Here is a 26,905-nt window from a genome sequence, read left to right on the forward strand (position 1 = left end):
CCCCGGCACCGGTTGAAGAGCCCCCCCCCCAACGGGGGCCCCCCCCCCCCCCCCCCGGGCCCCCCCCCCCCCCCCCCCCGCGGCGGCGGCCCCCCCCGCCCCCCGCGCGCGCCCCCCCCGCCCCGCCGGAACGAGCTCGTCCGCCCCGGCCGCCGCCGAGGCCTCCGGCGGCGGTGCTTTCTGCGCGCTCGCCGGCGGGGCCTTGGTCGACTGGGCCTTCGTCGGCGGTCTGCTGATGGTGTACAGGATGTGCTCCCCTCCTGCCGCCCCCCGGCGGCCTGCTCATCGTGTGGCACGCACCTGGACGCACGGGAAACAACAGGCACCCCCATCGGGAAGCTTGTAGCTCACCATTGAGCCGGCCCAGGCGTCTCGATACGTTGCCAGTACAACCATGAGACTCTCCTGATCAGGTCGCTATGACCAGGAAACGTGGGCACTGTCCGGTGTTCTTTGACAACTCTTGGTCATATGCCACGGGAAAAGCAGAAGACCCAGGACAGAAGTCTCTGTCCTGGGTCCTATTAGAGCCGCCTTCGGGATTCGAACCCGAGACCTACGCATTACGAGTGCGTTGCTCTGGCCAACTGAGCTAAGGCGGCGCGCCCTGCGTTCCCATGGTGGGTGCAGCAGCGTCGCCAAGTCTACACAGTTTCCGGGGGTGCTCCGACCACCCCCGGATCCGGCCGGATCCGGGACGGCGAAGGGGCTATGAGCAGCGCTTGCCCTCGGCCGGCGGGGTGCCGTCCAGGAGGTAGGTGTTGATGGCGGTGTCGATGCAGTCGCTGCCGCGGCCGTACGCGGTGTGGCCGTCGCCCTCGTAGGTGAGGAGGGTGCCGGAGGAGAGCTGGGCGGCGAGGGAGCGGGCCCACTTGTAGGGGGTGGCGGGGTCACGGGTGGTGCCGACGACGACGATGGGGGCGGCGCCCTCGGCGGTGATGCGGTGGGCGTGGCCGGTGGCCGGGGTGGGCCAGTAGGTGCAGTTGAGGGCGGCCCAGGCGAGGTTGCGGCCGAAGACGGAGGACGCCTTCTCGAAGGCCGGCACGTCCTTGACGACGTCCGCCGGGCCGCCGGGGAAGGCGGGCGGCAGGTCGAGGCAGTTCACGGCCGCGTTGGCGGACATCAGGTTGGCGTACGTGCCGTCCGCCTCGCGCTCGTAGTAGCTGTCGGCGAGGGCGAGCAGCGCGGAACCCTCGCCGCCCGTGGCCCGGGTGAGGGCCTCGCGCAGCTCGGGCCAGGCGGCCTCGTCGTACATCGCGGCGATCACACCGGTGGTGGCCAGCGATTCGCCGAGCGGGCGGCTCTCGCCGGTCGGCACCGGCCTGGCGTCGGTGTCGCGGAAGAAGCGCCGGAGCCTGTCCAGGGCCGCCGCGGTGGAGGTCGTGCCGAGGGGGCAGTCGGTCTTCTTCACGCAGTCGGCGGCGAAGGCGTTGATGGCGGTCTCGAAGCCGGCGGTCTGGTCCCGGTTGAGCTGCTCGGCGGTCAGCGACGGGTCCATGGCCCCGTCGAGGACGAGCCGCCCGACCCGGCTGGGGAAGAGTTCCGCATAGGTGGCGCCGAGGAAGGTGCCGTACGAGGCGCCCACGTACGTCAGCTTCTGGTCGCCCAGGGCCGCCCGGACGATGTCCATGTCACGGGCCGCCTCCACCGTGGAGACGTGCGGGAGCACCTTGCCCGACTTCTGCCGGCAGGCCGCCGCGAACTCCTTGTAGGCGTCCGCGAGTGCCTTCTGCTCGGCCGCGTCGTCCGGCGTCTGGTCGACCTGGGTGTACGCGTCCATCCGCTTGCCGGTCAGGCACTCGACCGGCTCGCTGCGGGCCACGCCGCGCGGATCGACGCCCACGAGGTCGTACCGCGCGCGGACCGGGGCCGGATAGCCGATGCCCGCGTACCCCTGGAGGTAGCCGACCGCCGAGCCGCCGGGGCCGCCCGGGTTGACCAGGAGGGAGCCGAGCCGCTTGCCGGGGCCGGTGGCGCGGACCCGGGAGACGGCGAGCTTCACCTCGGCGCCCTCGGGCCTGGCGTAGTCGAGCGGGGCGCGGACGGTGCCGCACTGGAAGTTCGCGACGCCGCAGTCCCGCCAGGACACCTTCTGCGCGTAGTACTTCTCGAGCGCGGCCGGGCCCGACGCGCCGGACGGGCGCTGCGAGGGCGCGGCGGCGCCGCTCCCGCTCGTACAGCCGGAGAGGACGAGGCCGGCGGCGGCGAAGGCCGTGGCGGTGATGCGGAGCAGGCGCCTGGAGTCCATTCCCGGAGCGTATCGGGACCGGTACGCAACGTGTCCAATCGCCCCTGTGGACAACCGGGCGCCTTGTGGACGACTCGGGGTCAGTCGCGCAGCGCCATCGTCATCGCCTCCACCGCGAGGAGCGGCGCCACGTTCCGGTCGAGGGCCTCGCGGCAGGCGAGGACCGCCTCGATGCGGCGCAGCGTGCGCTCCGGGGTGGTGTCGCCGGCGATCCGCTCGACGGAGTCGCGCACGTCCTCGTTGGCCAGTGGCGTCGCGGCGCGCAGCTGGAGGGCGAGCACATCGCGGTAGAAGCCGGTCAGGTCGGTGAGCGCGAGGTCGAGGCTGTCGCGCTGGGTGCGGGTGCGGCGCCGCTTCTGGCGCTCCTCCAGCTCCTTCATCGCGCCGGCCGTGCCGCGCGGCATCCGGCCGCCCTGGGCCGCGCCGAGGGCCGCCTTCAGCTCCTCGGTCTCCTTGACGTCGACCTCTTCGGCGACCTGCTTGGCGTCCTCGGCGGCCGCGTCGATCAGCTCCTGGGCGGCGCGGAGGCCGCCGCCGACGTCGCCGACCCGCAGCGGCAGCTTGAGGACCACGGAGCGGCGGGCCCGCGCCCGCTCGTCGGTCGCGAGCCGCCGGGCGCGGTCGATGTGGCCCTGGGTGGCCCGGGCGGCGGAGAGCGCGAGCTCCGGCTCGATGCCGTCGCGGCGGATCAGCACGTCCGCCACGGCCGTCACCGACGGCGTGGTCAGCGTCAGGTGCCGGCAGCGGGAGCGGATCGTGGGCAGCACGTCCTCCAGGGAGGGCGCGCACAGCAGCCAGACGGTGCGGGGCGCGGGCTCCTCGACGGCCTTCAGGAGCACGTTCGCCGCGCCCTCGGTGAGCCGGTCGGCGTCCTCCAGGACGATGACCTGCCAGCGCCCGACGGCGGGCGAGAGCTGGGCCCGCCGCACCAGGTCACGGGTCTCCTTCACGCCGATGGAGAGCAGGTCCGTGCGGACCACCTCGACATCGGCGTGGGTGCCGACGAGGGCCGTGTGGCAGCCGTCGCAGAAGCCGCAGCCCGGCGCCCCGCCGAGCGCCCGGTCGGGGCTCACGCACTGCAGCGCCGCCGCGAACGCCCGCGCCGCCGTGTCCCGCCCCGCCCCGGGCGGCCCGGTGAACAGCCACGCGTGCGTCATCTTCGACGCCTCCGGGGCGGGCTCGCCTGCGGCCTGCGCGGTCACGAGCGCGTCGGCGTCGCGCGCGGCGGCGGCCAGCTGCTCCTCGACCCGCGGCTGCCCCACGAGGTCGTCCCATACGGCCATGTCCGATGCCCCTCCTCAGGTACGCGTTCCATTGTGGGGCAGCCCGCTGACAACCGCTGACACTCAGCGCCCGCGGCGCCGGCGGTCCTCCTCGTCGTCCTCGAAGCCGCCGAGCAGCTCGTCCGCCAGCGTCGGCAGATCGTCGAGCGGGGTCTCCTCCGCCCAGTCGGAGCGGCGCCGCGGCCTGCCCTGCTCGTCGAGCTGCGGCAGCTCGCGCGTGCGGTCGTTCGAGTCGGCGGGCTCGTCCTGCGCGTCGCGGAAGAAGCCCTGCGGCACCCGGTCGACGGGGTCGGTCTCGCGTACGGAGGGCAGCACGGCCGTCTCGTCGGCACCCCTGACGTCCCTGGCACCCCTGACGTCCTTGCCGTCCTTGACGTCCTTGATCCGCGGGATGACCGTGGTCTCGTCGTCGCCGAGCTTCACGATCGGGGTCGGGACGGTGACCTCGTTCGGGGAGACCGTGGGAGCCTCGTCCGGCTTCACGACCGGCGTCGGCACCGTGATCTCGTTCGCGGACTCCTCGGCGCGCTTCTCCAGGCGCTTCGCCTCGGCCGCCCTGCGCTCGGCCTCCGCCTTCGCCGCTGCCGATGCCGCCGCTGCCGCCGCCGCGGCCTTCTCCTCGGCCGCCTTCCGCGCGGCCTCCTCCGCGGCCTTCGCCGCCGCGGCCTCCGCGAGCTTGCGGGCCTCCTCGGCGCGCAGCAGCGCCTCCTCGGCCTTGCGCTGCTTCTCCCTGCGGCGTTCCTCGGCCTCGGCCCGCAGCCGGGCCTCCTCCTCGGCCTGCTTGCGGAGCCGTTCCTCCTCCTCGCGGCGGGCCTTCTCCTCGGCCTCGCGCCGCTTGCGCTCCTCCTCGGCGGCGATCCGGGCCTCCTCGGCGCGCCGCCGGGCCTCCTCCGCCTGCCGCTCGGCCTCGATGCGCCGGGCCTCTTCCTCCTCGGCCTTGCGCCGCGCCTCCTCCTCGGCACGGAGCCTGGCGAGCTGCTCCTGGCGCTCGCGCTCCAGGCGCTCCTCCTCGGCCTTGCGGGCGGCCTCTTCCTCGGCCTTCCGCCGGGCCTCCTCCTCGGCCTTGCGGCGGGCCTCCTCCTGGGCCTTCACCTCGGCCTCGGAGAGCGGCAGCATCCGGTCGAGCCGGTGGCGCACGACGGTGGTGACGGCCGCCGGCTCCTGGCCCGCGTCGACGACCAGGTAGCGGCCCGGGTCGGCGGCGGCGAGGGCGAGGAAACCGGCCCGCACGCGCGCGTGGAACTCCGGCGGCTCGGACTCCAGCCGGTCCGGGGCCTCGGTGAAGCGCTCGCGCGCGGTCTCCGGGGAGACGTCGAGGAGCACGGTCAGGTTCGGCACGAGTCCGCCGGTCGCCCAGCGGTTGATGCGGCTGATCTCGGTCGCGGACAGGTCGCGGCCGGCGCCCTGGTAGGCGACGGACGAGTCGATGTAGCGGTCGGAGATCACCACCGCGCCCCGCTCCAGGGCGGGCCGGACGAGGGAGTCGACGTGCTCGGCGCGGTCGGCGGCGTACAGGAGCGCCTCGGCGCGGTTGGACAGGCCGGCGCTCGACACGTCGAGCAGGATCATGCGGAGCCGCTTGCCGATCGGGGTGGCGCCGGGCTCGCGGGTGACGACGACCTCGTGGCCCTTGGCGCGGATCCACTCGGCGAGCGCCTCGACCTGGGTGGACTTGCCGGCTCCGTCGCCGCCCTCCAGGGCGATGAAGAAGCCGGTCGGCGAGGGCGCCTGGACCGGGTCGGCGCCGCGCAGCGCGTCGCGCAGGTCGCGGCGGAGCGGCACGCCCGCGCGGTCGTCGGTCTTGGCGAGGACGAGCGCGGCGACGGGCAGCAGCAGCGCGCCGACCAGCATCAGCGTGAAGGCGGCGCCGCCGTGGGCGAAGACGAAGCTGCCGGAGGCGAGCCGGTGCGGGCCGATCGCGGCGGCGAGCAGCGGCGCGGCGAGCGCGCCGACGCCCATTCCGACGCGGGCGACGGCCTGGAGGTGTTCGGTGACCCGGGCCCGGCGGGGCTCCTCGGTCTCCTGGTCGACGAGGCTGTGCCCGGTGCGGGCGGCGACCCCGGCCGCGTAACCGGCGAGCGCGGCGATCATCAGCACGGTCGCGGTGTCCGGCACCAGGCCCATCGCGAGCAGCGCGATGCCGGTGACGGCGATCGCGAGGGCGAGCAGCCGGCGCCGGGAGAGCACGGTAAGGACGGATCCGGCGGTGCGGATGCCGACGCCGGTGCCGACGCTGAGCGCGAGGATCAGCAGGGCGTACGTGACGGGCCCGCCGCCCAGGTCGTACGCGTGCAGGACGGAGACGGCCGCGGCGGCGGCGATGGCGCCGGCGACGGTGGCGCAGGCCAGGACGAGCAGCCCGAGCGCGCCGGTGCGCCCCTTCTCGGGGCCCTGGTCGCCGTACGTGGGCCGGCGCAGGCCCTCGAGGGGAGAGCGGGGCCGCGGGGTCTGGTCGCCGGGCAGCGTGACGAACCACAGGACGGAGACGGACGCCGAGAAGAGCCCGGCGGCGACGTACGAGCCGAGGGCGGCCTGGTGCTCCGAGAACCAGTCGATGCCGGCGCCGAGCAGGTTGCCGACGAGCGTCGCGAGCAGCAGCGCCGCCGCGGCGGTGGGCACGGCCAGGAAGCCGGTGCGCAGGCTGAGGGTGCGCAGCGCGCCCAGGTGGTCGGGCAGCGGCCGGACGGCGGCGCCCTCGATCGGCGGGGCGGGCAGCAGCGCGGGCGCCGCGCCCTCCTTCGCGATGGTCCACAGGCGCTCGGCGGCGCCGCTGACGAAGACGGTGCCGAGCAGGAACCACAGTGCCCTGCCCGGGGTCCACTCGATCCACAGCGGTGCGACGACGAGCAGCGCGAGCCGCAGCACGTCGGCGCCGATCATCGTCCAGCGGCGGTCAAGCGGGCCGCCGGGCGCGGTGAGCGCGGTGAGCGGGCCGAGCAGGACGGCGCCGAAGAGGACGGCGGCGAGCATCCGGGCGCCGATCACGGCGGCGACGGCGAGCGCGGCGCCGCGGTAGCCGCCGCCCAGCATGTGCTGGGTGACGGCCGCCTGGAAGCCGAGCAGGATCAGGACGAGGACGGCGAGGGCGTCGCCGGTGCCGCCGACGAACTGGGCGCTCCACAGCCTTCGCAGGGGCTGATGGCGCAAGAGGGCCCGTACGGCACGCTCCCTGGAATCCGCGACGAGTGCGGCGTCGGTGGATGGCTGCTCTGCTCGCGTCATCCGTCCACCCTATCCGGACGGCCTTGCTCCCCGCGGCCTTCGACCGAACACCCAGCCGAACGATCACCTGACGATCACCTGACGATCAGCGGAACGAACGAGTGGGGGTACGGGCCCCCGGCCCGCACCCCCACTCACGCTGTCGGCAACGTCACTCCGCTACGTCACTCCGGCTTGGCGGCAGCCGCCTTCTTCGCCGTCGTGGTCTTCTTGGCGGCGGTCTTCTTCGCCGCGGCCGTCGTGGTCTTCTTGGCCGCGGTCGTCTTCTTGGCCGCCGTCTTCTTCGCGGGCGCCTTCTTGGCCGGAGCCTTCTTGGCCGCCTTCTTCGCGGGGCCCTTGGCCCGCTTCTCGGCGAGCAGCTCGTAGCCGCGCTCGGGCGTGATGGTCTCCACGCTGTCGCCGGTGCGCAGGGTGGCGTTGGTCTCGCCGTCCGTCACGTACGGGCCGAAACGGCCGTCCTTGACGACCACGGGCTTCTCGCTGACGGGGTCGGTGCCGAGCTCCTTCAGCGGGGGCTTGGCGGCGGCGCGGCCACGCTGCTTGGGCTGGGCGTAGATCGCCAGCGCCTCCTCCAGCGTGATCGTGAAGAGCTGCTCCTCGTCGGTGAGCGACCGCGAGTCCGTGCCCTTCTTCAGGTACGGGCCGTAGCGGCCGTTCTGCGCGGTGATCTCGACGCCCTCGGCGTCGGTGCCGACGACGCGGGGCAGCGACATCAGCCGGAGCGCGTCGTCCAGGGTGACGGTGTCCAGGGACATCGACTTGAAGAGCGAGGCGGTGCGCGGCTTGACCGCGTTCTTGCCGGTCTTCGGGGTGTCCTCGGGCAGGATCTCCGTCACGTACGGGCCGTAGCGGCCGTCCTTGGCGACGATCTGGTTGCCGCTGACCGGGTCGGTGCCCAGCTCGAAGTCGCCGCTCGGCTTGGCGAGCAGCTCCTCCGCGTACGCGACGGTGAGTTCGTCGGGCGCCAGGTCGTCGGGGACGTCGGCGCGCTGGTGGCCTTCCTGGTCCTTCTCGCCGCGCTCGACGTACGGGCCGTAGCGGCCGACGCGGAGCACGATGTCGTTGCCGACGGGGAAGGAGGAGATCTCCCGGGCGTCGATCGCGCCCAGGTCGGTGACCAGCTCCTTCAGACCGCCGAGGTGGTCGCCGTCGCCGTTCCCGGCGTCGGCGGCGCCGGAGCCCTCGGGGCCGCCCTCGCCGAAGTAGAAACGCTTCAGCCACGGCACCGCCTGGGCCTCGCCGCGCGCGATGCGGTCGAGGTCGTCCTCCATCCGGGCGGTGAAGTCGTAGTCGACGAGCCGCCCGAAGTGCTTCTCCAGGAGGTTGACGACGGCGAAGGAGAGGAACGACGGCACGAGCGCCGTCCCCTTCTTGAAGACGTAGCCGCGGTCGAGGATGGTGCCGATGATCGAGGCGTACGTCGACGGGCGGCCGATCTCGCGCTCTTCCAGCTCCTTGACCAGGCTGGCCTCGGTGTAGCGGGCGGGCGGCTTGGTGGCGTGGCCGTCGGCGGTGATCTCCTCGGCGGCGAGCGCGTCGCCCTCGGCGACCTGCGGCAGGCGCCGCTCGCGGTCGTCGAGCTCGGCGTTCGGGTCGTCGGCGCCCTCGACGTACGCCTTCATGAAGCCGTGGAAGGTGATCGTCTTGCCGGAGGCCGAGAACTCGGCGTCGCGGCCGTCCGCCGCGGTGCCGCCGATCTTGACGGTGACCGAGTTGCCGGTCGCGTCCTTCATCTGGGAGGCGACGGTCCGCTTCCAGATCAGCTCGTAGAGCTTGAACTGGTCGCCGGTGAGGCCGGTCTCCGCCGGGGTGCGGAAACGATCACCCGAGGGACGGATCGCCTCGTGCGCCTCCTGGGCGTTCTTGACCTTGCCCGCGTAGACGCGCGGCTGGTCCGGCAGGTAGTCGGCGCCGTACAGCTGGGTGACCTGGGCACGGGCCGCGGCGACGGCCGTGTCGGAGAGCACCGTGGAGTCCGTACGCATGTAGGTGATGAAGCCGTTCTCGTACAGCTTCTGCGCCACCTGCATGGTCGCCTTCGCACCGAAGCCGAGCTTGCGGCTGGCCTCCTGCTGGAGGGTGGTGGTGCGGAAGGGGGCGTACGGCGAGCGGCGGTACGGCTTCGACTCGACCGAGCGGACCGCGAACCGGGTGTCGGCGAGGGCCGCGGCGAGCGCGCGGGCGTTCGCCTCGTCGAGGTGGAGCACGTTCTGGGTCTTCAGCTGCCCGTCGGCGCCGAAGTCACGGCCCTGCGCGACGCGCTTGCCGTCGACCGTCGCCAGCCGCGCGACCAGCGAGGACGGGTCGGACGGGTCGCCGGCGCGGCCGGTGGAGAAGGTGCCGGTGAGGTCCCAGTACTCGGCGGAGCGGAAGGCGATGCGCTCGCGCTCGCGCTCGACGACGAGCCGGGTGGCGACGGACTGGACACGGCCGGCGGACAGGCCGCGCATGACCTTCTTCCACAGGACCGGCGAGACCTCGTAGCCGTAGAGCCGGTCGAGGATGCGGCGGGTCTCCTGGGCGTCGACCATCCGCTTGTTCAGCTCGCGCGGGTTGCGCACGGCCTGCTGGATCGCGTCCTTGGTGATCTCGTGGAAGACCATCCGGTGGACCGGGACCTTGGGCTTCAGGACCTCCTGGAGGTGCCACGCGATGGCCTCGCCCTCGCGGTCCTCATCGGTGGCGAGGAAGAGCTCGTCGGACTCGGCGAGCAGCTCCTTGAGCTTCCTGACCTGCGCCTTCTTGTCGGCATTGACGACATAGATGGGCTGGAAGTCATGGTCGACGTCGACGCCGAGCCGGCGCACCTCGCCCGTGTACTTCTCCGGCACCTCGGCGGCGCCGCTCGGGAGGTCACGGATGTGCCCGACGCTCGCCTCGACGACGTAGCCGGGGCCGAGGTAGCCCTTGATCGTCTTCGCCTTGGCAGGCGACTCGACGATGACGAGTCGGCGGCCGCCGTGTGCGGTCTCGCTGGTCGGGGACAACTTCGCTCTTCTCTCCGGTCGACGCTCTCTGGCACGTACTGACTGCGTACGTACGCGGCGCGGCGTACGTACGGCGCTGGCACGCACGGCAGCGGCACGTACGGTGACACTGTCGTCGCTGCGGAGTGTGACGGTACAACCCGCCCCCGTGTCAAACGGCAAAAGCCCGCAACGGCCACTCGAACGGTAACCCGACTCCGCCCCTTCCTGCCGCCCGGACTCCCGGACAGCCTCCCCGGCGGGTCCACGTCACAGCCGGCCGAAGCACCAGATCCCGAGCAGGAGGAAGGCCGCGCCGAAGAGCGCCGTGAGCACCGCGGCGGGTCCGGGAGCCACCCCGAGCGCCACGGGCGCACCCTGCCGGACCCGGACCCCCGTCCACAGCAGCAGCACCGCCCCGAACAGCGTGAACGCCGCCCCCGCGAAGATCGCCGGCCCGCTCTCCATGCCCCTGCCCCGTTCCCTCGCCCATGGCTCTTCGGTCCCCGCGGCCGAGGCTGGCACCTCCCGGCGTCAGCAGGGCTAATTCCCGGTGAACGGCAGGCACGGACCGGAACGGTTTCACGAGGATGGCCGGTACTCCCTTCCCCCTCTCTCTCCCTCTCCCCGTTCTCCCCTTCCTCTCTTTCTCCTCGTCACCCCACGTCTCTTCGTCACCTCACGTCTCTTCGTCACATCACGTCGAGCGTGGCCCGCCGCCGGCTGCCCCGCTCGTAGAGCGCGAGCAGCGCCACTGCCAGCAGCGCGTACCCCGCGCCCACGAGCAGCTCGGCCCCGAGCAGCCGCCCGTCGAGCCCGCCGCCCGCGGTGAGCCGGCGCGCCGCGTCCGCCGCGTGGGTCAGCGGCAGCAGCTCCCCGGCCGTCCGCATCCACCCGGGCAGGGTGTCCCGGGGGACGGCGGCGCCCGTGAGGAGCAGGAGCAGCGAGCTCGCCACGTTCGACACCAGGAACACGTCCCGGAAGCGCGGCCCGAGGGCGCCGAGCGCGAGTCCGAACGCCGAGCAGGCCCCGGCCCCGGCCCCGGCGAGCAGGACAAGCCCCAGGCCGGGCAGCGCGCCCGCCGGCACGCGCAGGCCGAGCACGGTCGCGGCCACCGTGAGCACGAAGGCGCTGACGACCAGTCCGTTGAGGACGTACGGCAGCGCCCGTCCGGCCCACAGCGGGACGCGGGCGCGGGGCGAGAGCAGGACGGCGCCCAGCGTGCCGTACCGGCGCTCGTTGGCGAAGGCCATCGTGCCGCCGTACACGCAGGAGGCGGAGGCTGCGAGGACGGCGTTCCCGACAAGATGGAAACGGTCGTCGGCGACCCCGAGTTCCCGTCCGAGGAAGACGAAGAAGAACACCTGGAGCAGCGGTCCGACCAGCAGCGTTCCGATGAACATGGGCGGAGTCGTCCAGTTGAACAGGGCGCGGTACGAGATCGCCCCGCCGACCACGAGGAGCCGGGCGGAGGCACGGAAACGGAACAGCGCGTCCACGCCCTCGATCGCGAAGGTCCGGGCACGGACGAGGACTTCGTCCTCGACGAGCCTGCGCATCACCGGCCAGTACGGGGCGATGGCCTCCTCCCACCAGGCGGCGTAGGCATCGGCGAGCGTCGCGCACGCCGCCTGCGGTTCCGTCAGACAGGGCCGCAGGAACGGCGCTTCGGCCATGTCCGGGTAGTAGACGGCGGCCTGGGCGCGCACGAAAGCCGGGCCGGTGGCCCGCAGGGCGTCCAGCTCCTCGTACACGTCCGGGGTGCCGGTGGGCCGGGGCAGCAGGAAGTCGGAGACGTCGTACCGCCCTTCGGCGAGCAGGTCCCACAGCGGCCGCAGGCGATCGTCCTCGCGCCACACCGCCCGGGCGTGGCCCACTCCTGGTACGGCCAGGAGGGGGTGCGTCAGGGCAGCTGGAGGTGCAGGGCGCAGAAGGCGTCCCGCAGCGGGCTCACGCGATCCGGGTCGCGCCGAACGCGGCCTCGTCCAGCTCGATCCGTATCAAGCTGACCTCCCGTCCGCGGCGGGCAGCAGGAAGCCCTCCTCGACCAGGAGCCGGATCGCCTGCGGGGTGCGGTCCCGCAGCACGACCGGGTCCTCGCCGGTGAGCTGGGCGATGGCGTCCAGGATCTGCCCGGCGCTCAGCGTGCCGTCGCACACGCCCGCGAAGCCGGCGGCGACGTGGTCGACGCGGGTGGCGCGGCGCATCCCGCGGTTCTGCCGGAGCAGGACGTGCTCGGGGTCCTCGGCACCGGGCATGCCGACCTGCTCCTGCACGACCTCGGGCGCGAGGACGAAGTGGCCGGCGAGCAGCGCCGCGTCGTCGTGGCCGCGCAGGTAGTCCTGGCGGTCGAAGTGGGCCCGCACGGTGTCGCCGAGCGGCTGCTCCACCGGGTGCGGCCACTCCTCGACGACGATCGACGGCTCGACCGCGCCGGAGACCACCGCCGGGTTCTTGCGCAGTGTGATCCAGCCGAAGCCGACGCCCTTGGTCTTGCGGGCCTCGAACTCGTCGAGCCACCGTCCGTACGCGAGGCGGTACTCGGCCGGGTCGCCGCGGTGGTCGCCGCTGTCGCGCAGCCACAGCTCGGTGTACTGCGTGATGTCCTGGACCTCGCGCTGCACGATCCAGGCGTCGCAGCCGCGCGGCACCCAGGAGCGCAGCCGGTCCTGCCACTCCTCGCCCTCGACGTGCTGCCAGTTGGCGAGGAACTGCGCGTACCCGCCGTCGTTGAGGCGGTCCCCGGCCTGCTGCACCAGCGTGCGGCACAGGTCGTCGCCGCCCATGCCGCCGTCGCGGTAGGTGAGTCCGGCGCCGGGGGAGATCACGAACGGCGGGTTGGAGACGATCAGGTCGTACGTGTCGCCGTCGACCGGCTCGAAGAGCGAGCCCTGGAGCAGCTCGGCGCCGCGGGCCCCGGAGAGGGCGAGGGTGAGCCGGGTGAAGTCGAGGGCACGCGGGTTGAGGTCGGTGGCGGTGACCAGGGTGGCGTGCTGGGCGGCGTGCAGCGCCTGGATGCCGGAGCCGGTGCCGAGGTCGAGGGCGGTGGCGACAGGGGTGCGGACGGTGATGCCGGCGAGGGTGGTGGAGGCCCCGCCGACGCCGAGGACGACGCCTTCGTCCTTCTTGCCGATGCCGCCGGCGCCGCCGACGGCGCAGCCCAGGTCGGAGACGATGAACCAGTCCTCGCCGTCCGGGCCGCCGTACGGGCGGACGTCGACCGTGGCGAGCACGGCGTCGTCCTCCCGCACCACCCAGCCGTCGGCGAGCGCCTCCTCCAGGGGCAGGGCGGCGGCGGCCCGCTCGTACTCCACGGCCCGCTGGAGCAGGAACAGCCGGACGAGGGTGTCCAGCGGGGCGTCCCCGCGGGTGGCGCGGAGGGCGGGCACGACCTCGCTGCGGGCGAGGGCGGCGTACGCCTGGGCGCCGAGCAGGTCGAGCAGACCGTCGGCGGTGAAGTCGGCGGCGAGCAGTGCCTCGCGCAGTCGGGCGGCGTGCGTGGGCACCGGAAGGCTGGTGGTCGTGCTGGTCGTACTCACGTGCCCCATTGTGACGGCCGCCACCGACAACGGGCGGGCCGACCCGGCGAAGGCGCCCGGTCGGCCCGTCACTGAGTCCGCTGCGTGGTCCTGCGCGGACTACTCGCTCTACTCGCTCTACTCGCTCTTGGCGGAGGCGGAGGGCTTCGCCGAGCCGGAGGGCTTCGCGGAACCGGACGGCTTGGCGGAACCCGACGGCTTGGCGTCCGGCGCGCCCGCCTTCGGGGACGCGCTCGGCGGCAGGGACGCCTTCGGGGTCTGGCAGCCGGGCTGCTTGGCCATGGCCTGGCCGAGCTCGCCGGCCTGGAGCTTGGCCACGGCGTCCTGGTCCATGTTCTGGATCTTCGCCAGGTTGTCCGAGACGACCTTGAGCCCGTCGGCGAACTTCTGCTGGTTCGTCGTGTCGAGCGCGTCGACCTGCTTCTTCAGCCCGTCGTAGGCCACGGCCGTGGCGTTGAGCTCCTTGATGGCGTCCTGCTGGATCTTCTGGCCGTTGTCGACCGGGGGCGCCCCGGCGCTCTCGACGGCCTTGGCGAGGGCCCGGTCGGCGTCGGCGATGTCCTGGAACGCCTTGGAGTCGGCGGCCTGGATGGTGGCCGGCTTGCTGTCGGCAGCCGTGGAGATGATCAGCTGGTTGGCGTTGGCCCGCTTCTGGATCTGCGGCTGCGCCTGGTCGCAGAACGTCTTGGCCCAGTCGTCGACCTTGTTGCCCTCGTCGTCGCTGCAACCGGACAGCACGAGCATCAGTACCGCGCCGCCGGACAGTGCGGCCGCAAGCTTCTTGTTCACCGGATCGGTCCCTTCCAAGGCTCTCGGCCCCGGAACATACACGCCATGCGGGTGTGATCCACCGATCGTGCGACCGGTTCATCCGGCATTGCAGCCGTTTGAACCAAGTCAACAGGGGCGGACGTCACGTCGGAACAGTCCGCCCGCCCCCGGCCCGCACTGCTGTTTTGACGGAGCATCAACAACCGTTACGAGGGGACGGCGGCGTCCTTCGACGAACCGTTCCGCTCGGGCGTGTCGTCCCCGACGGCCACCGAGCGCCGCTTGGAGACGCGGACCGCGGCCACGATGACGACGATCGCGATGACCGCGACGAGCGCCCGCAGCCAGGCGCTCGCATCGGCCCCGTAGCTGAACTGCACCACCGCCGGGGCGATGATCAGCGCGACCAGGTTCATCACCTTCAGGAGCGGGTTGATCGCCGGGCCCGCGGTGTCCTTGAACGGGTCGCCGACCGTGTCGCCGATGACGGTCGCGGCATGGGCGTCGCTGCCCTTGCCGCCGTGATGGCCGTCCTCGACCAGCTTCTTGGCGTTGTCCCAGGCGCCGCCGGAGTTGGCGAGGAAGACGGCCATCAGGGCGCCGGTGCCGATCGCGCCGGCGAGGTACGAGCCGAGCGGGCCGACGCCGAGGGTGAAGCCGACCGCGATCGGGGCCATCACGGCGAGCAGTCCGGGCGTGGCGAGTTCGCGCAGCGCGTCCTTGGTGCAGATGTCGACGACCCGCCCGTACTCGGGCTTCTCGGTGTAGTCCATGATCCCGGGGTGCTCGCGGAACTGCCGCCGCACCTCGTACACCACCGCTCCGGCGGACCGGGACACCGCGTTGATGGCGAGCCCGGAGAAGAGGAAGACGACGGCGGCGCCGAGCACCATGCCGAAGAGGTTGTTGGGCTGGGAGATGTTCATGGAGAGGTTCGTCTCGGTCGCCTTCGCCCCGACGTCGGCGACGGCGGTCGCGATGGCGTCCCGGTAGGAGCCGAACAGCGCGGAGGCGGCGAGGACGGCGGTGGCGATCGCGATGCCCTTGGTGATCGCCTTGGTGGTGTTGCCGACGGCGTCGAGGTCGGTGAGCACCTGCGCGCCCGCGCCCTGCACGTCGCCGGACATCTCCGCGATGCCCTGGGCGTTGTCGGAGACCGGCCCGAAGGTGTCCATGGCGACGATCACGCCGACCGTGGTGAGCAGCCCGGTGCCGGCCAGGGCGACCGCGAAGAGCGCCAGCATGATGGACGCGCCGCCGAGCAGGAAGGCGCCGTAGACGGCGAGGCCGATGAGCAGGGCCGTGTAGACGGCGGACTCCAGGCCGAGCGAGACGCCGGCGAGGACGACGGTGGCGGGGCCGGTCAGGGAGGACTTGCCGATGTCGCGGACCGGGCGCCTGCCGGTCTCGGTGAAGTAGCCGGTGAGCTGCTGGATGAGCGCGGCGAGCACGATGCCGATGGCGACGGCGACCAGGGCGAGGACGCGCGGGTCGCCGCTGTGGGTGGGGATGCCGGGCTCGGTGACGCCCTTGAGGTCGGCGTAGGAGGACGGAAGGTAGGCGAAGACGGCGACGGCGACGAGGGCGAGCGAGATCAGCGCGGAGAGGAAGAAGCCCCGGTTGATGGCGCTCATCCCGCTGCGGTCGGCGCGCCGCGGGGCGACCGCGAAGATGCCGATCATCGCGGTGACGACGCCGATCGCGGGCACCATCAGCGGGAAGGCGAGTCCGAGGTCGCCGAAGGCGGCCTTGCCGAGGATGAGCGCGGCGACGAGCGTGACGGCGTACGACTCGAAGAGGTCGGCGGCCATGCCCGCGCAGTCGCCGACGTTGTCGCCCACGTTGTCGGCGATGGTCGCGGCGTTGCGCGGGTCGTCCTCGGGGATGCCCTGCTCGACCTTGCCGACCAGGTCGGCGCCGACGTCGGCGGCCTTGGTGAAGATGCCGCCGCCGACGCGCATGAACATGGCGATGAGCGCGGCGCCGAGGCCGAAGCCCTCCAGGACCTTCGGCGCGTCGGCGGCGTAGACGAGAACCACGCAGGAGGCGCCGAGCAGCCCGAGGCCGACGGTGAACATGCCGACCACACCACCGGTGCGGAAAGCGATCTTCATGGCCCGGTGGGAGACGGTCGTGAGGTCCCTCTCGGGCTCGCCGGGGCCTGGCGTGGCCTCCCGGGCCGCGGCGGCGACACGCACGTTCGCGCGGACGGCGAGCCGCATGCCGACGTACCCGGTGACCGCCGAGAAAAGCGCCCCCACCAGGAAGAACAGCGAGCGGCCGGCCCGCTGCGACCAGTTGTCGGCGGGCAGCAGGAACAGCAGGAAGAACACGACGACGGCGAAGACGCCGAGGGTGCGCAGCTGCCGCGCGAGATAGGCGTTCGCGCCTTCCTGGACGGCGGCCGCGATCTCCTTCATCTTCTCCGTGCCCTCACCCGCCCGCAGCACCTGCCGGACGAGAAGCTGGGCCACGAGCAGCGCCGCGAGCGCGACGGCCGCGACGACGACCACGATCACGCGGTTCTCCTGGGTGAGCACCGCGGCTGCGAGACCCGCCATTCCGTCCTCCTTGACGTCATGAATCCAGGACAAGGCGGATTGTAAGGAGAGAAACCCGGTCAAAACAGGGCGCCGCATTTGTAATGCGTGAATACCTTTCAAGTACCGCCAAATGCGGCAATGAGACCAAGGCATCCGCGGCGGATCGGGGGCCGCAGGCATGAAAAGAGGCCCTGCGTGGCAGGGCCTCTTCTTTTCACGCTGTGGGCGTAACTTCCGCTACGCCACAGGATCAGGTGAGCGCGGCGTCCGGGTCGGCGGGCCAGCTCATCCGGATGGTGCCGCCCTCCTGGCCGGCACTCACCTCGACGTCGTCGACGAGCCCGCGGATCACCGCGAGGCCCATCTCGTCCTCGCCACCCGCGTCGTCGAAGTCCTCGTCCGGTGCGGCGTCGCGCGCGCCGGGCACGCCGGCGGCGTCGGCCGCCGCCACACCCGCGCCGGGCACCTCGTCGCCGACCTCGATGGAGAAGGTCTTCTCCTCCTCGGTCAGCACGACCCGGACGGGGGTGGTGACCCCGTTGCTGCGGTGCAGCCCGACCGCCCGGGAACACGCCTCGCCCACGGCGAGCCGGACCTCGTCGAGGACCGCCTCGTCGACCCCGGCCCGTCTGGCGACCGCGGCGGCCACGAGGCGGGCCGTGCGGACGTGCTCGGGCTGAGCACTGAAGAGGAGTTCAACGGTGGCCATGCGATTCCCCTGGGATTCTCGAGGGCTGCACGAGGGCGAGGGCCGCGCGAGGGCGCGGCCTCAGTCGGCAGCGTTGATGGCCTCGTCCACCGACGTGTGGATCGGGAACACCTTGGTGAGACCGGTGATCCGGAAGATCTTGAGGATGCGCTCCTGGTTGCAGACCAGACGCAGCGAGCCCTCGTGCGCGCGCACGCGCTTCAGTCCGCCCACGAGCACGCCGAGGCCGGTCGAGTCGAGGAAGTCCACGCCTTCCATGTCGACAACAAGGTGGTAGCTGCCGTCGTTCACCAACTCGACCAACTGCTCGCGCAGCTTGGGCGCGGTATACACATCAATCTCGCCGCCGACCTCGACGACCGTTCGGTCGCCGTTGGGGCCGGGCACAGTGCGAGTCGAGAGAGACAGGTCCACGGGTCCTCCAGCACCTAGCTATCGAGCGGCCGTCCCTCTGGACTCCCGTGCGGAGCCACGGGACGGACGCCGGCCGCGATGGCATTCAATCACTTACCGGCAGCCATGCACGACGCCTTGGGAGCATTGTCCGTCACGCCGGTGACACACTCGGTGCCGATGGCCGAGAATCACCGCCCCAGCCGACCCGCCGCAGAGACGGGCAGCCGCCCCTCTCCGAGCGAGGTACTCGCCCGGCTCTCCCGAGGCGAGAGCCGGGCCGCGCGCATCACCCATACGGAGCATCTGCCCGCCCGTGAGGGCCGCCATGCCGTGTGGCCGCACCGCATCCGGGCGGAGGTGATCGCCGCCATCGAGCAGGCCGGCATCGAGCACCCCTGGGCCCACCAGGCGGAGGCCGCCGAGCACGCCCTGGACGGCACCTCCGTGGTGATCGCCACGGGCACCGCCTCGGGCAAGTCGCTCGCCTATCTCACCCCCGTCCTCTCGACCCTCCTGGACGGCGCCGAGGCTCCCAACGGCCGCGGCACCACCGCCCTCTACCTGGCCCCCACCAAGGCCCTCGCCGCCGACCAGCGGCGAACCGTACGCCAACTGGCCGCCCCGCTCGGCAACCGGATCCGGCCCGCCGTCTACGACGGCGACACGCCGGTGGAGGAGCGCGAGTGGGTCCGCCAGTACGCGAACTACGTGCTCACCAACCCCGACATGCTGCACCGGGGCATACTCCCCTCCCACCCCCGCTGGTCCTCCTTCCTGCGCTCCCTGCGCTATGTCGTCGTCGACGAGTGCCACACCTACCGGGGCGTCTTCGGCTCCCACGTCGCCCAGGTGCTGCGCCGGCTGCGCCGGGTCTGCGCCCGTTACGGCTCCGAGCCAGTCTTCCTGCTCGCCTCGGCCACCTCCGCGGAGCCGTCCCTCGCCGCCGGACGGCTCACCGGCCTGCCGGTCACCGAGGTCGCCGACGACGCCTCCCCGCGCGGCGAGCTGGTCTTCGCCCTGTGGGAGCCGCCGCTGACCGAGCTGCACGGCGAGCAGGGCGCCCCGGTCCGCCGCACCGCCACCGCCGAAACCGCGGACCTGCTGACCGACCTGACCGTGCAGGGTGTCCGCTCGGTCGCCTTCGTCCGCTCCCGGCGCGGCGCCGAGCTGATCTCGGTGATCGCCCAGGAGCGCCTCGCCGAGGTCGACCGCTCCCTCGCCCGCCGGGTCGCCGCCTACCGCGGCGGCTACCTCCCCGAGGAGCGGCGCGCCCTGGAGCGGGCCCTGCACTCCGGGGAACTGCTCGGTCTCGCCGCGACGACCGCCCTGGAACTGGGCATCGACGTCTCCGGCCTGGACGCCGTCGTCATCGCCGGCTACCCCGGCACGCGTGCCTCCCTGTGGCAGCAGGCGGGCCGGGCCGGCCGCTCGGGCGAGGGCGCCCTCGCCGTCCTGGTCGCCCGCGACGACCCGCTGGACACGTTCCTGGTCCACCACCCCGAGGCGATCTTCCAGCAGCCCGTCGAGTCGACCGTCCTGGACCCCGACAACCCCTACGTCCTCGCCCCCCATCTGTGCGCCGCCGCTGCGGAGCTCCCGCTGACCGAGGCCGACCTGACCCTCTTCGGCCCGGCCGCGCCCGGACTGCTGCCCCAGCTCGAGTCGGCCGGACTGCTGCGCCGCCGCACGGGCGGCTGGTACTGGACCCGCCGGGAGCGGGCCGCCGACCTGACCGACATCCGGGGCGGCGGGGGCAGCCCGGTCCGGATCGTCGAGGCCGGCACCGGCCGGCTCCTCGGCACCGTCGACGAGGCCGCCTCCCACGCCTCCGTCCACGAGGGCGCCGTCCATCTGCACCAAGGCCGCACCTATCTGGTCCGCGAGCTCGACCTGAAGGACTCCGTGGCCCTGGTCGAGGAGGCGAACCCGCCTTATTCGACCACCGCCCGCGACACCACCTCCATCTCCGTCCTGTCCACCGACACCGAGATCCCCTGGGGAGCCGGCCGCCTCTGCTACGGCTCCGTCGAGGTCACCAACCAGGTCGTCTCCTTCCTCCGCCGCCGTCTGATCACCGGCGAGGTGCTCGGCGAGACCAAGCTCGACCTGCCGCCCCGCACCCTGCGCACCCGGGCCGTGTGGTGGACGGTCACCGAGGACCAGCTCGACGCCGCCCGGATCAACCCGGAGATCCTCGGCGGCGCCCTGCACGCCGCCGAACACGCCTCCATCGGCATGCTCCCCCTCTTCGCCACCTGCGACCGCTGGGACATCGGCGGCGTCTCCGTGCCGCTCCACCCCGACACCCTGCTTCCGACGGTCTTCGTCTACGACGGTCACCCCGGCGGCGCCGGCTTCGCCGAACGCGCCTTCCAGACCGCCCGCGCCTGGCTCACCGCCACCCGCGAGGCCATCGCCTCCTGCGAATGCGACTCCGGCTGCCCCTCCTGCATCCAGTCCCCCAAGTGCGGCAACGGCAACGACCCCCTCCACAAGCGCGGCGCGGTCCGCCTCCTCACGGAACTCCTCCGAGAGGCGCCCCAGCCACCGGCCCCGGAAGACCGGGAGGACCGAGAGGACCGGGAAGACCTGAAGCCCTCAGAGGAGCCGGAGGGCCTGGAGGACCTGAAGGCCCCAGAGGAGCCGGAGAGCCCGCCCGCGACCTGATCTCGACCGACCAGGCGCCGAGCGTGACGCGGGCGGTGACGTCCGCGATGTCCTCCCGGACCCGGCAGCGCGGCAGCGCGGCCCCCTGAGCGACGGCCACCCGGCCGGCGGCGGCGCAGGCGTCGGCCTCGCCCCACAGGGCGCGGTCGGCGGCGGCGAGGGCCGCCAGATCGGCTGCCGCGCCGGCCCGGTGGCGGGCGGCGACGGCCTGGCCGAGGGCCAGGACTGCGCCGAACACCACGCACAGGGCGCACGCGGCGAACGCCGTCCACACCGTCGCCGCTCCCCGGTCGGCCCCGGGCCGCCGGCTCATGGGGCCGCCTCCCCCACCGTGTCCTCGGCGAGCGCCGCCGCACCGGCCCGCAGGGTCAGCCCCAGTCCGCCCGGACCTGGCGCCGTCGCCTCCACCGTCACCCGCCACAGCTCGCCCTCCCGCGCCACGGTCACCCGGGCGCCGTCGGGAGCGGCCGCCCGGGCGGCGGCCTCGGCGGCCGGCACCGGCTCGGACCGGGCCACCGCCCGCGCTCCGGCCCTGGCCGCGTCCACGCACCGGATCTGCGCGGCCGCCGCGGCCAGCGCCCACAGCAGCGCCGCCGTGAACAGGACGAGGGCGGGCAGCACGACCGCAGTCTCGGCGGTCACCGCCCCCCGGTCAGAACGGCGCATCGAGGGCCTTCCCGATCACCGACTCCAGCGCCTTCGAGACCGTGCCACTGGTGAGCACCTTGTAGAGCACGGCCGCGAACGCCGCCGCCGCGATGGTGCCCATGGCGTACTCGGTGGTGCTCATGCCGGCGTCGCGCCGTACCGCCGCCGTCCGCGTCCGCCACCACTTCTTCAGGAACGTCCACGTCCCGACCTTCATGTCCAACTCCTCGTTCGATTCGTCGCCTTCAGCCGACTTCTGCATCGGCCGGCTTCTGTCTTGATCTGCCGTGTGTTCTGCCGTGCATTCATCTGCCGGCGAGCAGTCCGCTCGCGAGGCCGATCACCACCGGAGTCACTCCCACCGCCAGGAAGGCGGGCAGGAAGCACAGTCCGACCGGCGCCGTGATCAGCACCTGCGCCCGCTGTGCCCGGGTCGCCGCCGCACGGGCACGGGCCGCCCGCAGGCCCTCGGCATGCCGTGCCACGGCTTCGGCCGCGGGCGCCCCCGAGGAGGCCGCGCGCTCCAGGCAGCGGGCCAGTCCCAACGCGCCGGGTATCTCCCCGAACCTCCGCCACACCTCAGTCGGTTCGCCTCCGAGCCGCAGCTCGGCCGCCGTACGGAGCAGCCGTCCGCCGACCGGACCGCCCAGCGAACGGCCCACCGCCTCCGCCGCCTCGGCGGGGGCTGCCCCGGCCGAGGCGCAGGCCGCCAACAGATCCGCCGCGAGCGGCAGCTGACGCTGCGTTTCCGCCCGTTCCGCCGCGATCTCGGGCGCGTCGCGCGGATGTCGCGCCCGCCACCACCACGCGCCCCCGGCAATGCCGGCCCCGACGAGCAGCCCCAGCACCCCGCCCACCAGCACGTAGCCGGCAAGGCCCGCCGCACAGGGCACGCCCCAGGCTCGTACGCGCGGCGACAGGCGCGGGCCGGACCATCGCCCGGGTGCCGGAACCGTCGCGAGCAGCAGCAGCGCGGCTCTGCGGCGCGTCCGCCGGTCCCGACGCCTTCCGGTCAGCGCCACGACCGCCGCCGCCAGCGCGCAGAGCACCGCGAGGACCCCGGTCACAGCCGCTCACCGCCCCGCACGATCCGGGCCGCCCACCACAGCCCCACGGCCTCCAGGACCCCGCCGACGAGCAGACACACCAGGCCGGCAGGGGTGTGCAGCAGCACCCGCAGGGGCCGCGCCCCGAGCGCCGCCCCGAGACCGAGTCCGGCGACCGGCAGAACCGCGAGGACGGCCACCGTGGCCCAGGCTCCGGCCAGTTGGGCCCGCAGCCGCTCCCGCTGGTCCCGGTGGGCCCGTAGCGCGGCCTCCAGCCGGTCGAGGCCGGTGGCGAGGCCCGCACCGCCGTCCACGGCGACCTGCCAGCACGCGGCCATCCCGGCGAGCCCGTCGGCCCCGTCCCTCCGAGCGGCCCGGCGCAGCGCCTCCGGGACGTCTCCGCCGAACCGGGCCGCCGCCAGGACCGCGGCCTCCTCGCCGCCGAGCGCCCCCGTCGTCCGCGCGGCGAACGCCAACGCCTGGGCGGGCTGCCACCCGGCTCTCAGCTCCCCGGCGACCGCCCCGCACAGGGCCACCACCCGGTCCGCCCGCGCCTCACGCTCCCGGCGCGCCCTCGCGGCACGCAGTCTGCGACCCACCAGCGGCACGGCCACCGCGCCCGCCAGCAGCGGGAGCGGCGAAGCTCCGAGGAGCGCGCACACCGCGGCCACCGGAAGACACCACCACTCCCGACGGCCGCGCACCGCCTCCCGCCAGCGCCCGGCAGCCACGGGTCGGAGCAGCACTCCCGGCCCTCCGGGCAGCGTCAGGACCGAGCGGGCCCTGCGCAGCGCCCGCTCCCGCGCGGCCGTCCACCACAGCACCGGTGCCGCACACAGCACCGCCGCGCCCGTCGTCACCATCACGGCTCCCCTCCGATCAGCGACCGCAGCCGTCCCCAGCCCGGCTCGCGCTCGAACCCGCCGGCCGCCCAGCGCAGCGCGGGCACCGTCACGACCAGCCCCTCCCGGTCCCGCTCCAGGACGTGCACCTCGGCGATCCGCCGACGCCCCGAGCGGTCTCGCACCAGGTGCAGCACCGTCGAGAGCCCGGCGCCCAACTGGCTGTGCAGGGCGGCCCGGTCGAGCCCCGCCGCCGTCCCCAGGGCCTCCAGCCGGGCCGGCACGTCGGCCGCCGTGTTGGCGTGGACCGTCCCGCAGCCGCCTTCGTGACCGGTGTTGAGGGCGGCGAGCAGGTCGACCGCCTCGGGCCCCCGGACCTCACCGACGACAAGCCGGTCCGGTCGCATCCGCAGCGCCTGCCGCACCAGGTCCCGCAGGGTCACGAGCCCCGCACCCTCCTGGTTGGGCGGGCGTGCCTCCAGGCGCACCACATGCGGGTGGTCGGGGCGCAGTTCCGCGGAGTCCTCGGCGATGACGATCCGCTCCCGCTCGCCCACAAAACCGAGCAGGGTGGAGAGCAGGGTCGTCTTGCCGGATCCCGTGCCGCCGCTGACGAGGAACGAGACGCGGGCCTCGACCAGCGCCCGCAGCAGCGGCTCGCCGCCGGGTGGGACCGTGCCGGCCCCGGTCAGCTCCGCCACGGAGAAGGCCCTCGGCCGCACCACCCGCAGCGAGAGACAGGTGGAGCCGACCGCGACCGGCGGCAGTACGGCGTGCATCCGGGTGCCGTCGGGCAGCCGGGCGTCCACCCACGGCCGGGCGTCGTCCAGGCGCCGCCCGGCCACGGCCGCGAGCCGCTGCGCCAGCCTCCGTACGGCCGCCGCGTCCGGGAAGGTCACCCCGGTCGGTTCGAGCCCGGCGCCGCGGTCCACCCAGACCCGGTCGGGTGCCGAGACGAGGACGTCGGTGACCCGGGGGTCGGCGAGCAGCGGCTCCAGCGGCCCGCTGCCGATGAGCTCGCAGCGCAACTCCTCGGCGGCGCCGAGCACTTCCGTGTCGCCGAGCAGCCGGCCCTGGGCGCGCAGCGCCGCGGCGACGCGGGCCGGAGTCGGTTCGGCGCCGCTCTCGGCGAGCCGCTGCCGCACGGCGTCGAGCAGTCCCGCGCCGCTCATGCCGCACGCTCCGGGGCGAGCACGCGGTCCCAGAAGGCGGTGCAGAAGCGGCCGAGTCCGCCGCGGGCGTCGGCACCGGGCGGCGGTCCGCCGTCCCCGGCAGCCGAGAGCCCTTCCTCTGCGGGGAGTTCACCGACGAGGGGCAGCCGCAGGGCGTCGGCGATCCACCATTCGTCGAGCCCGGGCGCGTACGGCCCGCGGACGACCGTGCGCAGGTCGCGGAGCACCGTGCCGACCGCTCCGGCCACCCGGTGGGCGGCGGCGACGGCGCGCAGTTCACCCGGGACGAGCAGCAGCCCGACGTCGAGCTGGGCGAGCGCCTGGGTGACCGCGCCGTCGACGTGGCGGGGCAGGTCGACCACGACGACTCCGCCACGGCGGCGGGCGGCGGCAAGCACCGAGCGCATGGCCTCGGGCGGCACCCGCACCGGGTCCCCACGGTCCCAGCTGAGGACGCGCACGTTCCGGACTGAGGGCAGCGACTCCTCCAGGGCGGCACCCGCCACGCGCCCCTTCGAGGCGGCGAAGTCGGGCCAGCGCCGGCCCTCGACGCGTTCGCCGCCGAGCAGTACGTCGAGTCCGCCGCCGAGCGGATCGGCGTCGACGAGCAGGGTGCGCTCCCCGGCCCGCGCGGCGGCGAGCGCCAGGGCGCAGGAGAGGGTGGAGGCGCCTGCGCCACCGCGTCCGCCGATGACGCCCACGGTGAGGGCCTGCCGGCCGGTCCCTTCGACGGCGTCGGCGATCAGGTCGACGAGCCGGTTCTCCTCGCCGGGCAGGGCCAGGACTCCTTCGGCGCCGATCTCGACGGCGCGCCGCCATACGCCGGGGTCGTCGGATTCCCTGTGGACGAGCAGCACGCCGGGCCTGCGGGTGGCGCCCCGGCAGCTGGCCGCCGCGTCGTCGCCGACGAGGACGAGCGGTGGGTCGGTCCAGCCCGGACGGCGCTCGGGCACGGTGTGGTGCACCTCGGGCTCGGCGCCGGCGGCGGCGCACAGCCGCAGCAGGTCGTCGAGGAGCACCAGGTCCTCGGTGACGATCAGCGGCCGGGCCTGCCGCGCCCCTTCCCCTCCTGCACCCGCACCTGCACCGGGACCCGCACCCGCCCCCGGGCCCGTGTCCCTGTCCGAGTCCGTGTCCCGGCGGGCGGTCGACCCGCCTCGTACCGGCCTTCCGGAAGCCTTCGATCCGTGCACGGCGCACACTCCCCACCTGATTCCAGCGGTCCGCGAACTTCGCGGCCGGAATCAAGGTGCAGCCGTCTCGGAAATCTTGTGGATCTTGCTCAAAAACTGTGGATAACCCGCCGCCTGTGAATAACTTCGCCACCCAAACAGGTACTGCCCGGAGAGCAGCGCGACGGCTACGCTGAGTGACGAAATGAGGTGTCGTGCGGCTGCCCGGGCGACGCGGTGGCGCGAGCTGGAAGGAGGGGCGGCGATGCCGGTTCCACGGTCGAAAACGGGTCCGGACATGCGACGACCCCCGCCGGGGGGGAGAGCGGGGGTCGTCTCTCCGGCCGACTCGGGGGGGGAGGAGCCGGACCGGGTTAGCACGGTCGCGAACGATCCGTGACTTCCATGGTGTACCCGAGAGCCTTCTCAGGCAAACCCACGCGCCCCAGCGTACGCCGAATGGCGGGCACCTATGCTCGGGCTCGTGGAAAACCACTCGATGCCGCGCGCAGCCGCCTTCTTTGACCTGGACAAGACGGTCATTGCGAAGTCCTCGACGCTGACCTTCAGCAAGTCCTTCTACCGGGGCGGACTGATCAGCCGCCGCGCCGCGCTGCGGACGGCGTACATCCAGTTCGTGTTCCTGGCGGGCGGAGCCGATCACGACCAGATGGAGCGGATGCGCGAATATCTTTCCGCGCTCTGCAAAGGCTGGAACGTCGCGCTGGTCAAGGAGCTCGTGGCCGAGACCCTGCACGATCTGATCGACCCGATCATCTACGACGAGGCGGCCTCGCTCATCGAGGACCACCACGCGGCCGGCCGCGACGTCGTGATCGTCTCGACCTCCGGGGCCGAGGTCGTCGAGCCGATCGGCGAGATGCTGGGCGCCGACCGGGTCGTCGCCACCCGGATGGTGGTCGGGGAGGACGGCTGCTTCACCGGCGAGGTGGAGTACTACGCCTACGGACCGACCAAGGCCGAGGCGGTCCGGAAGCTGGCCGAGTCCGAGGGATACGACCTCTCGCGCTGCTACGCGTACAGCGACTCGGCGACCGATCTGCCGATGCTGGAGACCGTGGGCCACCCGTATGCGGTGAACCCCGACCGGACGCTGCGACGGGAGGCGGTCGCCCGGGACTGGCCGGTGCTCGTCTTCGACAAGCCGGTCCGGCTGAAGCAGCGGCTGCCCGAGTTCACGATGCCGCCCCGTCCGGCGCTCGTCGCCGCGGCGGCGCTAGGTGCGGCCGCCGCCACCGCCGCGCTCGTCTGGTACGCCAGCCGCCGTCGGCAGGCGACCTCGCTGCCGCGGGCCGCTCACAGGCCGCTTAGACCTCTCGGCCTTGCCGATCGCTTTGCCCGGATTTGAGGTGAAAGCAAAGAAGCGGAGTCAGCACTTTCGCTTCCTCCCGGACAGGAGTAGAAAGGAATCAGGCCCGCGAGACCTAGGACATCCGAGAGGATCACCTGTTGAGCAAGTCGGCCCCACGGACCTAACGCACAGAAACCTGGCACCCACGCGACGTCGACCCTTCGATTAAGGGCCAGCCGCACCAGGCGCAGGGCAAAGTTCCCCGCCTGATGGGCACATATCGAGGACGCTTGGTAACTGGGTAGACGTGCCAGCGGCGGTACCGAAGTCTGGTACCGCCGCAACCCATGCACGGGCCTTTTCCGGCCC

At 73.3% G+C, this 26,905-nt stretch carries 19 protein-coding genes, 1 tRNA gene and 1 pseudogene; 2 read left to right on the plus strand and 19 right to left on the minus strand.

Going from position 1 to position 26,905, the window contains the following annotated elements; all coding sequences use genetic code 11:
• Positions 1-528: 528 nt before the first annotated feature.
• The 12 genes from ACWEV0_RS04570 to ACWEV0_RS04625 form a co-directional block, all read right to left on the minus strand.
• Positions 529-602 (minus strand) — tRNA-Thr (locus ACWEV0_RS04570).
• 107 nt (positions 603-709) lie between these two features.
• A complete protein-coding gene (locus tag ACWEV0_RS04575) occupies positions 710-2,248 on the minus strand; it encodes an alpha/beta hydrolase (protein WP_453146408.1) in 1,539 nt (512 codons plus the stop codon).
• A gap of 80 nt (positions 2,249-2,328) precedes the next feature.
• On the minus strand, positions 2,329-3,531 hold the full coding sequence (locus tag ACWEV0_RS04580) for a DNA polymerase III subunit delta' (RefSeq protein WP_453146410.1): 1,203 nt from the start codon (positions 3,529-3,531) through the stop codon (positions 2,329-2,331).
• 63 nt (positions 3,532-3,594) lie between these two features.
• Complete coding sequence (gene tmk, locus ACWEV0_RS04585) at positions 3,595-6,753, minus strand: dTMP kinase (RefSeq protein WP_453146412.1); 3,159 nt, start codon at positions 6,751-6,753, stop codon at positions 3,595-3,597.
• 164 nt (positions 6,754-6,917) lie between these two features.
• Entirely contained in the window at positions 6,918-9,740 is a 2,823-nt protein-coding gene (gene topA, locus ACWEV0_RS04590; protein WP_453146414.1) for a type I DNA topoisomerase, read from the minus strand.
• Between the two features lie 249 nt (positions 9,741-9,989).
• Complete coding sequence (locus ACWEV0_RS04595; RefSeq protein WP_453146416.1) at positions 9,990-10,187, minus strand: hypothetical protein; 198 nt, start codon at positions 10,185-10,187, stop codon at positions 9,990-9,992.
• A gap of 224 nt (positions 10,188-10,411) precedes the next feature.
• Positions 10,412-11,596 (minus strand): ABC transporter permease, encoded by a 1,185-nt coding sequence (locus ACWEV0_RS04600; RefSeq protein WP_453146418.1) that lies wholly within the window; start codon positions 11,594-11,596, stop codon positions 10,412-10,414.
• Positions 11,597-11,719: 123 nt separating this feature from the next.
• On the minus strand, positions 11,720-13,267 hold the full coding sequence (locus tag ACWEV0_RS04605) for a DUF7059 domain-containing protein (protein WP_453146419.1): 1,548 nt from the start codon (positions 13,265-13,267) through the stop codon (positions 11,720-11,722).
• A gap of 108 nt (positions 13,268-13,375) precedes the next feature.
• Positions 13,376-14,047 (minus strand): small secreted protein, encoded by a 672-nt coding sequence (locus ACWEV0_RS04610; protein WP_453146421.1) that lies wholly within the window; start codon positions 14,045-14,047, stop codon positions 13,376-13,378.
• A 188-nt stretch (positions 14,048-14,235) separates the two neighbouring features.
• Positions 14,236-16,590, minus strand: coding sequence for a sodium-translocating pyrophosphatase (locus tag ACWEV0_RS04615; RefSeq protein WP_453146422.1), 2,355 nt, complete (start codon positions 16,588-16,590; stop codon positions 14,236-14,238).
• 232 nt (positions 16,591-16,822) lie between these two features.
• Complete coding sequence (locus ACWEV0_RS04620; RefSeq protein ID WP_453146423.1) at positions 16,823-17,281, minus strand: ATP-binding protein; 459 nt, start codon at positions 17,279-17,281, stop codon at positions 16,823-16,825.
• A gap of 60 nt (positions 17,282-17,341) precedes the next feature.
• Positions 17,342-17,695: an STAS domain-containing protein gene (locus ACWEV0_RS04625; protein WP_345487142.1), complete on the minus strand. Its 354-nt coding sequence runs from the start codon at positions 17,693-17,695 to the stop codon at positions 17,342-17,344.
• Positions 17,696-17,773: 78 nt separating this feature from the next.
• Between ACWEV0_RS04625 and ACWEV0_RS04630 the strand changes: the two genes are divergently transcribed.
• Positions 17,774-20,344, plus strand: a complete 2,571-nt coding sequence (locus tag ACWEV0_RS04630) for a DEAD/DEAH box helicase (protein WP_453146425.1) — start codon at positions 17,774-17,776, stop codon at positions 20,342-20,344.
• A gap of 43 nt (positions 20,345-20,387) precedes the next feature.
• On the opposite strand, the pseudogene ACWEV0_RS04635 reads toward ACWEV0_RS04630, so the two are convergent.
• The 7 genes and pseudogenes from ACWEV0_RS04635 to ssd form a co-directional block, all read right to left on the minus strand.
• Positions 20,388-20,657, minus strand: a pseudogene (locus ACWEV0_RS04635) (Rv3654c family TadE-like protein); the annotation flags it as partial.
• On the minus strand, positions 20,654-21,010 hold the full coding sequence (locus tag ACWEV0_RS04640) for a TadE family type IV pilus minor pilin (RefSeq protein WP_453146427.1): 357 nt from the start codon (positions 21,008-21,010) through the stop codon (positions 20,654-20,656). The gene ACWEV0_RS04640 and the pseudogene ACWEV0_RS04635, both read right to left, overlap by 4 nt.
• A complete protein-coding gene (locus ACWEV0_RS04645) occupies positions 20,997-21,209 on the minus strand; it encodes a DUF4244 domain-containing protein (protein WP_451606064.1) in 213 nt (70 codons plus the stop codon). The genes ACWEV0_RS04640 and ACWEV0_RS04645 overlap by 14 nt, the downstream gene beginning before the upstream one ends.
• 88 nt (positions 21,210-21,297) lie before the next feature.
• A complete protein-coding gene (locus ACWEV0_RS04650) occupies positions 21,298-22,059 on the minus strand; it encodes a type II secretion system F family protein (RefSeq protein ID WP_453146429.1) in 762 nt (253 codons plus the stop codon).
• Positions 22,056-22,901: a type II secretion system F family protein gene (locus tag ACWEV0_RS04655; protein ID WP_453146431.1), complete on the minus strand. Its 846-nt coding sequence runs from the start codon at positions 22,899-22,901 to the stop codon at positions 22,056-22,058. The genes ACWEV0_RS04650 and ACWEV0_RS04655 overlap by 4 nt, the downstream gene beginning before the upstream one ends.
• Positions 22,901-24,052 (minus strand): TadA family conjugal transfer-associated ATPase, encoded by a 1,152-nt coding sequence (locus ACWEV0_RS04660; RefSeq protein ID WP_453146433.1) that lies wholly within the window; start codon positions 24,050-24,052, stop codon positions 22,901-22,903. Before ACWEV0_RS04660 ends, ACWEV0_RS04655 begins: the two co-directional genes overlap by 1 nt.
• Positions 24,049-25,092 (minus strand): septum site-determining protein Ssd, encoded by a 1,044-nt coding sequence (ssd, locus tag ACWEV0_RS04665; RefSeq protein WP_453146592.1) that lies wholly within the window; start codon positions 25,090-25,092, stop codon positions 24,049-24,051. Before ssd ends, ACWEV0_RS04660 begins: the two co-directional genes overlap by 4 nt.
• Before the next feature lie 604 nt (positions 25,093-25,696).
• Here ssd and ACWEV0_RS04670 point away from each other — a divergent pair.
• A complete protein-coding gene (locus tag ACWEV0_RS04670; RefSeq protein ID WP_453146435.1) occupies positions 25,697-26,593 on the plus strand; it encodes an HAD family hydrolase in 897 nt (298 codons plus the stop codon).
• Positions 26,594-26,905: the final 312 nt, after the last annotated feature.

Source organism: Streptomyces sp. NPDC003943 (assembly GCF_053605265.1).

Excerpts from the sequence above, each read along its gene's own strand:
- ACWEV0_RS04575 (WP_453146408.1), bottom strand. The coding sequence starts at position 2,248 with ATGGACTCCAGGCGCCTGCTCCGCATCACCGCCACGGCCTTCGCCGCC.
- ACWEV0_RS04580 (WP_453146410.1), bottom strand. The coding sequence starts at position 3,531 with ATGGCCGTATGGGACGACCTCGTGGGGCAGCCGCGGGTCGAGGAGCAG.
- tmk (WP_453146412.1), bottom strand. The coding sequence starts at position 6,753 with ATGACGCGAGCAGAGCAGCCATCCACCGACGCCGCACTCGTCGCGGAT.
- ACWEV0_RS04595 (WP_453146416.1), bottom strand. The coding sequence starts at position 10,187 with ATGGAGAGCGGGCCGGCGATCTTCGCGGGGGCGGCGTTCACGCTGTTC.
- ACWEV0_RS04605 (WP_453146419.1), bottom strand. The coding sequence starts at position 13,267 with ATGGGGCACGTGAGTACGACCAGCACGACCACCAGCCTTCCGGTGCCC.
- ACWEV0_RS04615 (WP_453146422.1), bottom strand. The coding sequence starts at position 16,590 with ATGGCGGGTCTCGCAGCCGCGGTGCTCACCCAGGAGAACCGCGTGATC.
- ACWEV0_RS04620 (WP_453146423.1), bottom strand. The coding sequence starts at position 17,281 with ATGGCCACCGTTGAACTCCTCTTCAGTGCTCAGCCCGAGCACGTCCGC.
- ACWEV0_RS04630 (WP_453146425.1), top strand. The coding sequence starts at position 17,774 with ATGGCATTCAATCACTTACCGGCAGCCATGCACGACGCCTTGGGAGCA.
- ACWEV0_RS04640 (WP_453146427.1), bottom strand. The coding sequence starts at position 21,010 with ATGCGCCGTTCTGACCGGGGGGCGGTGACCGCCGAGACTGCGGTCGTG.
- ACWEV0_RS04645 (WP_451606064.1), bottom strand. The coding sequence starts at position 21,209 with ATGAAGGTCGGGACGTGGACGTTCCTGAAGAAGTGGTGGCGGACGCGG.
- ACWEV0_RS04655 (WP_453146431.1), bottom strand. The coding sequence starts at position 22,901 with ATGGTGACGACGGGCGCGGCGGTGCTGTGTGCGGCACCGGTGCTGTGG.
- ACWEV0_RS04660 (WP_453146433.1), bottom strand. The coding sequence starts at position 24,052 with ATGAGCGGCGCGGGACTGCTCGACGCCGTGCGGCAGCGGCTCGCCGAG.
- ACWEV0_RS04670 (WP_453146435.1), top strand. The coding sequence starts at position 25,697 with ATGCTCGGGCTCGTGGAAAACCACTCGATGCCGCGCGCAGCCGCCTTC.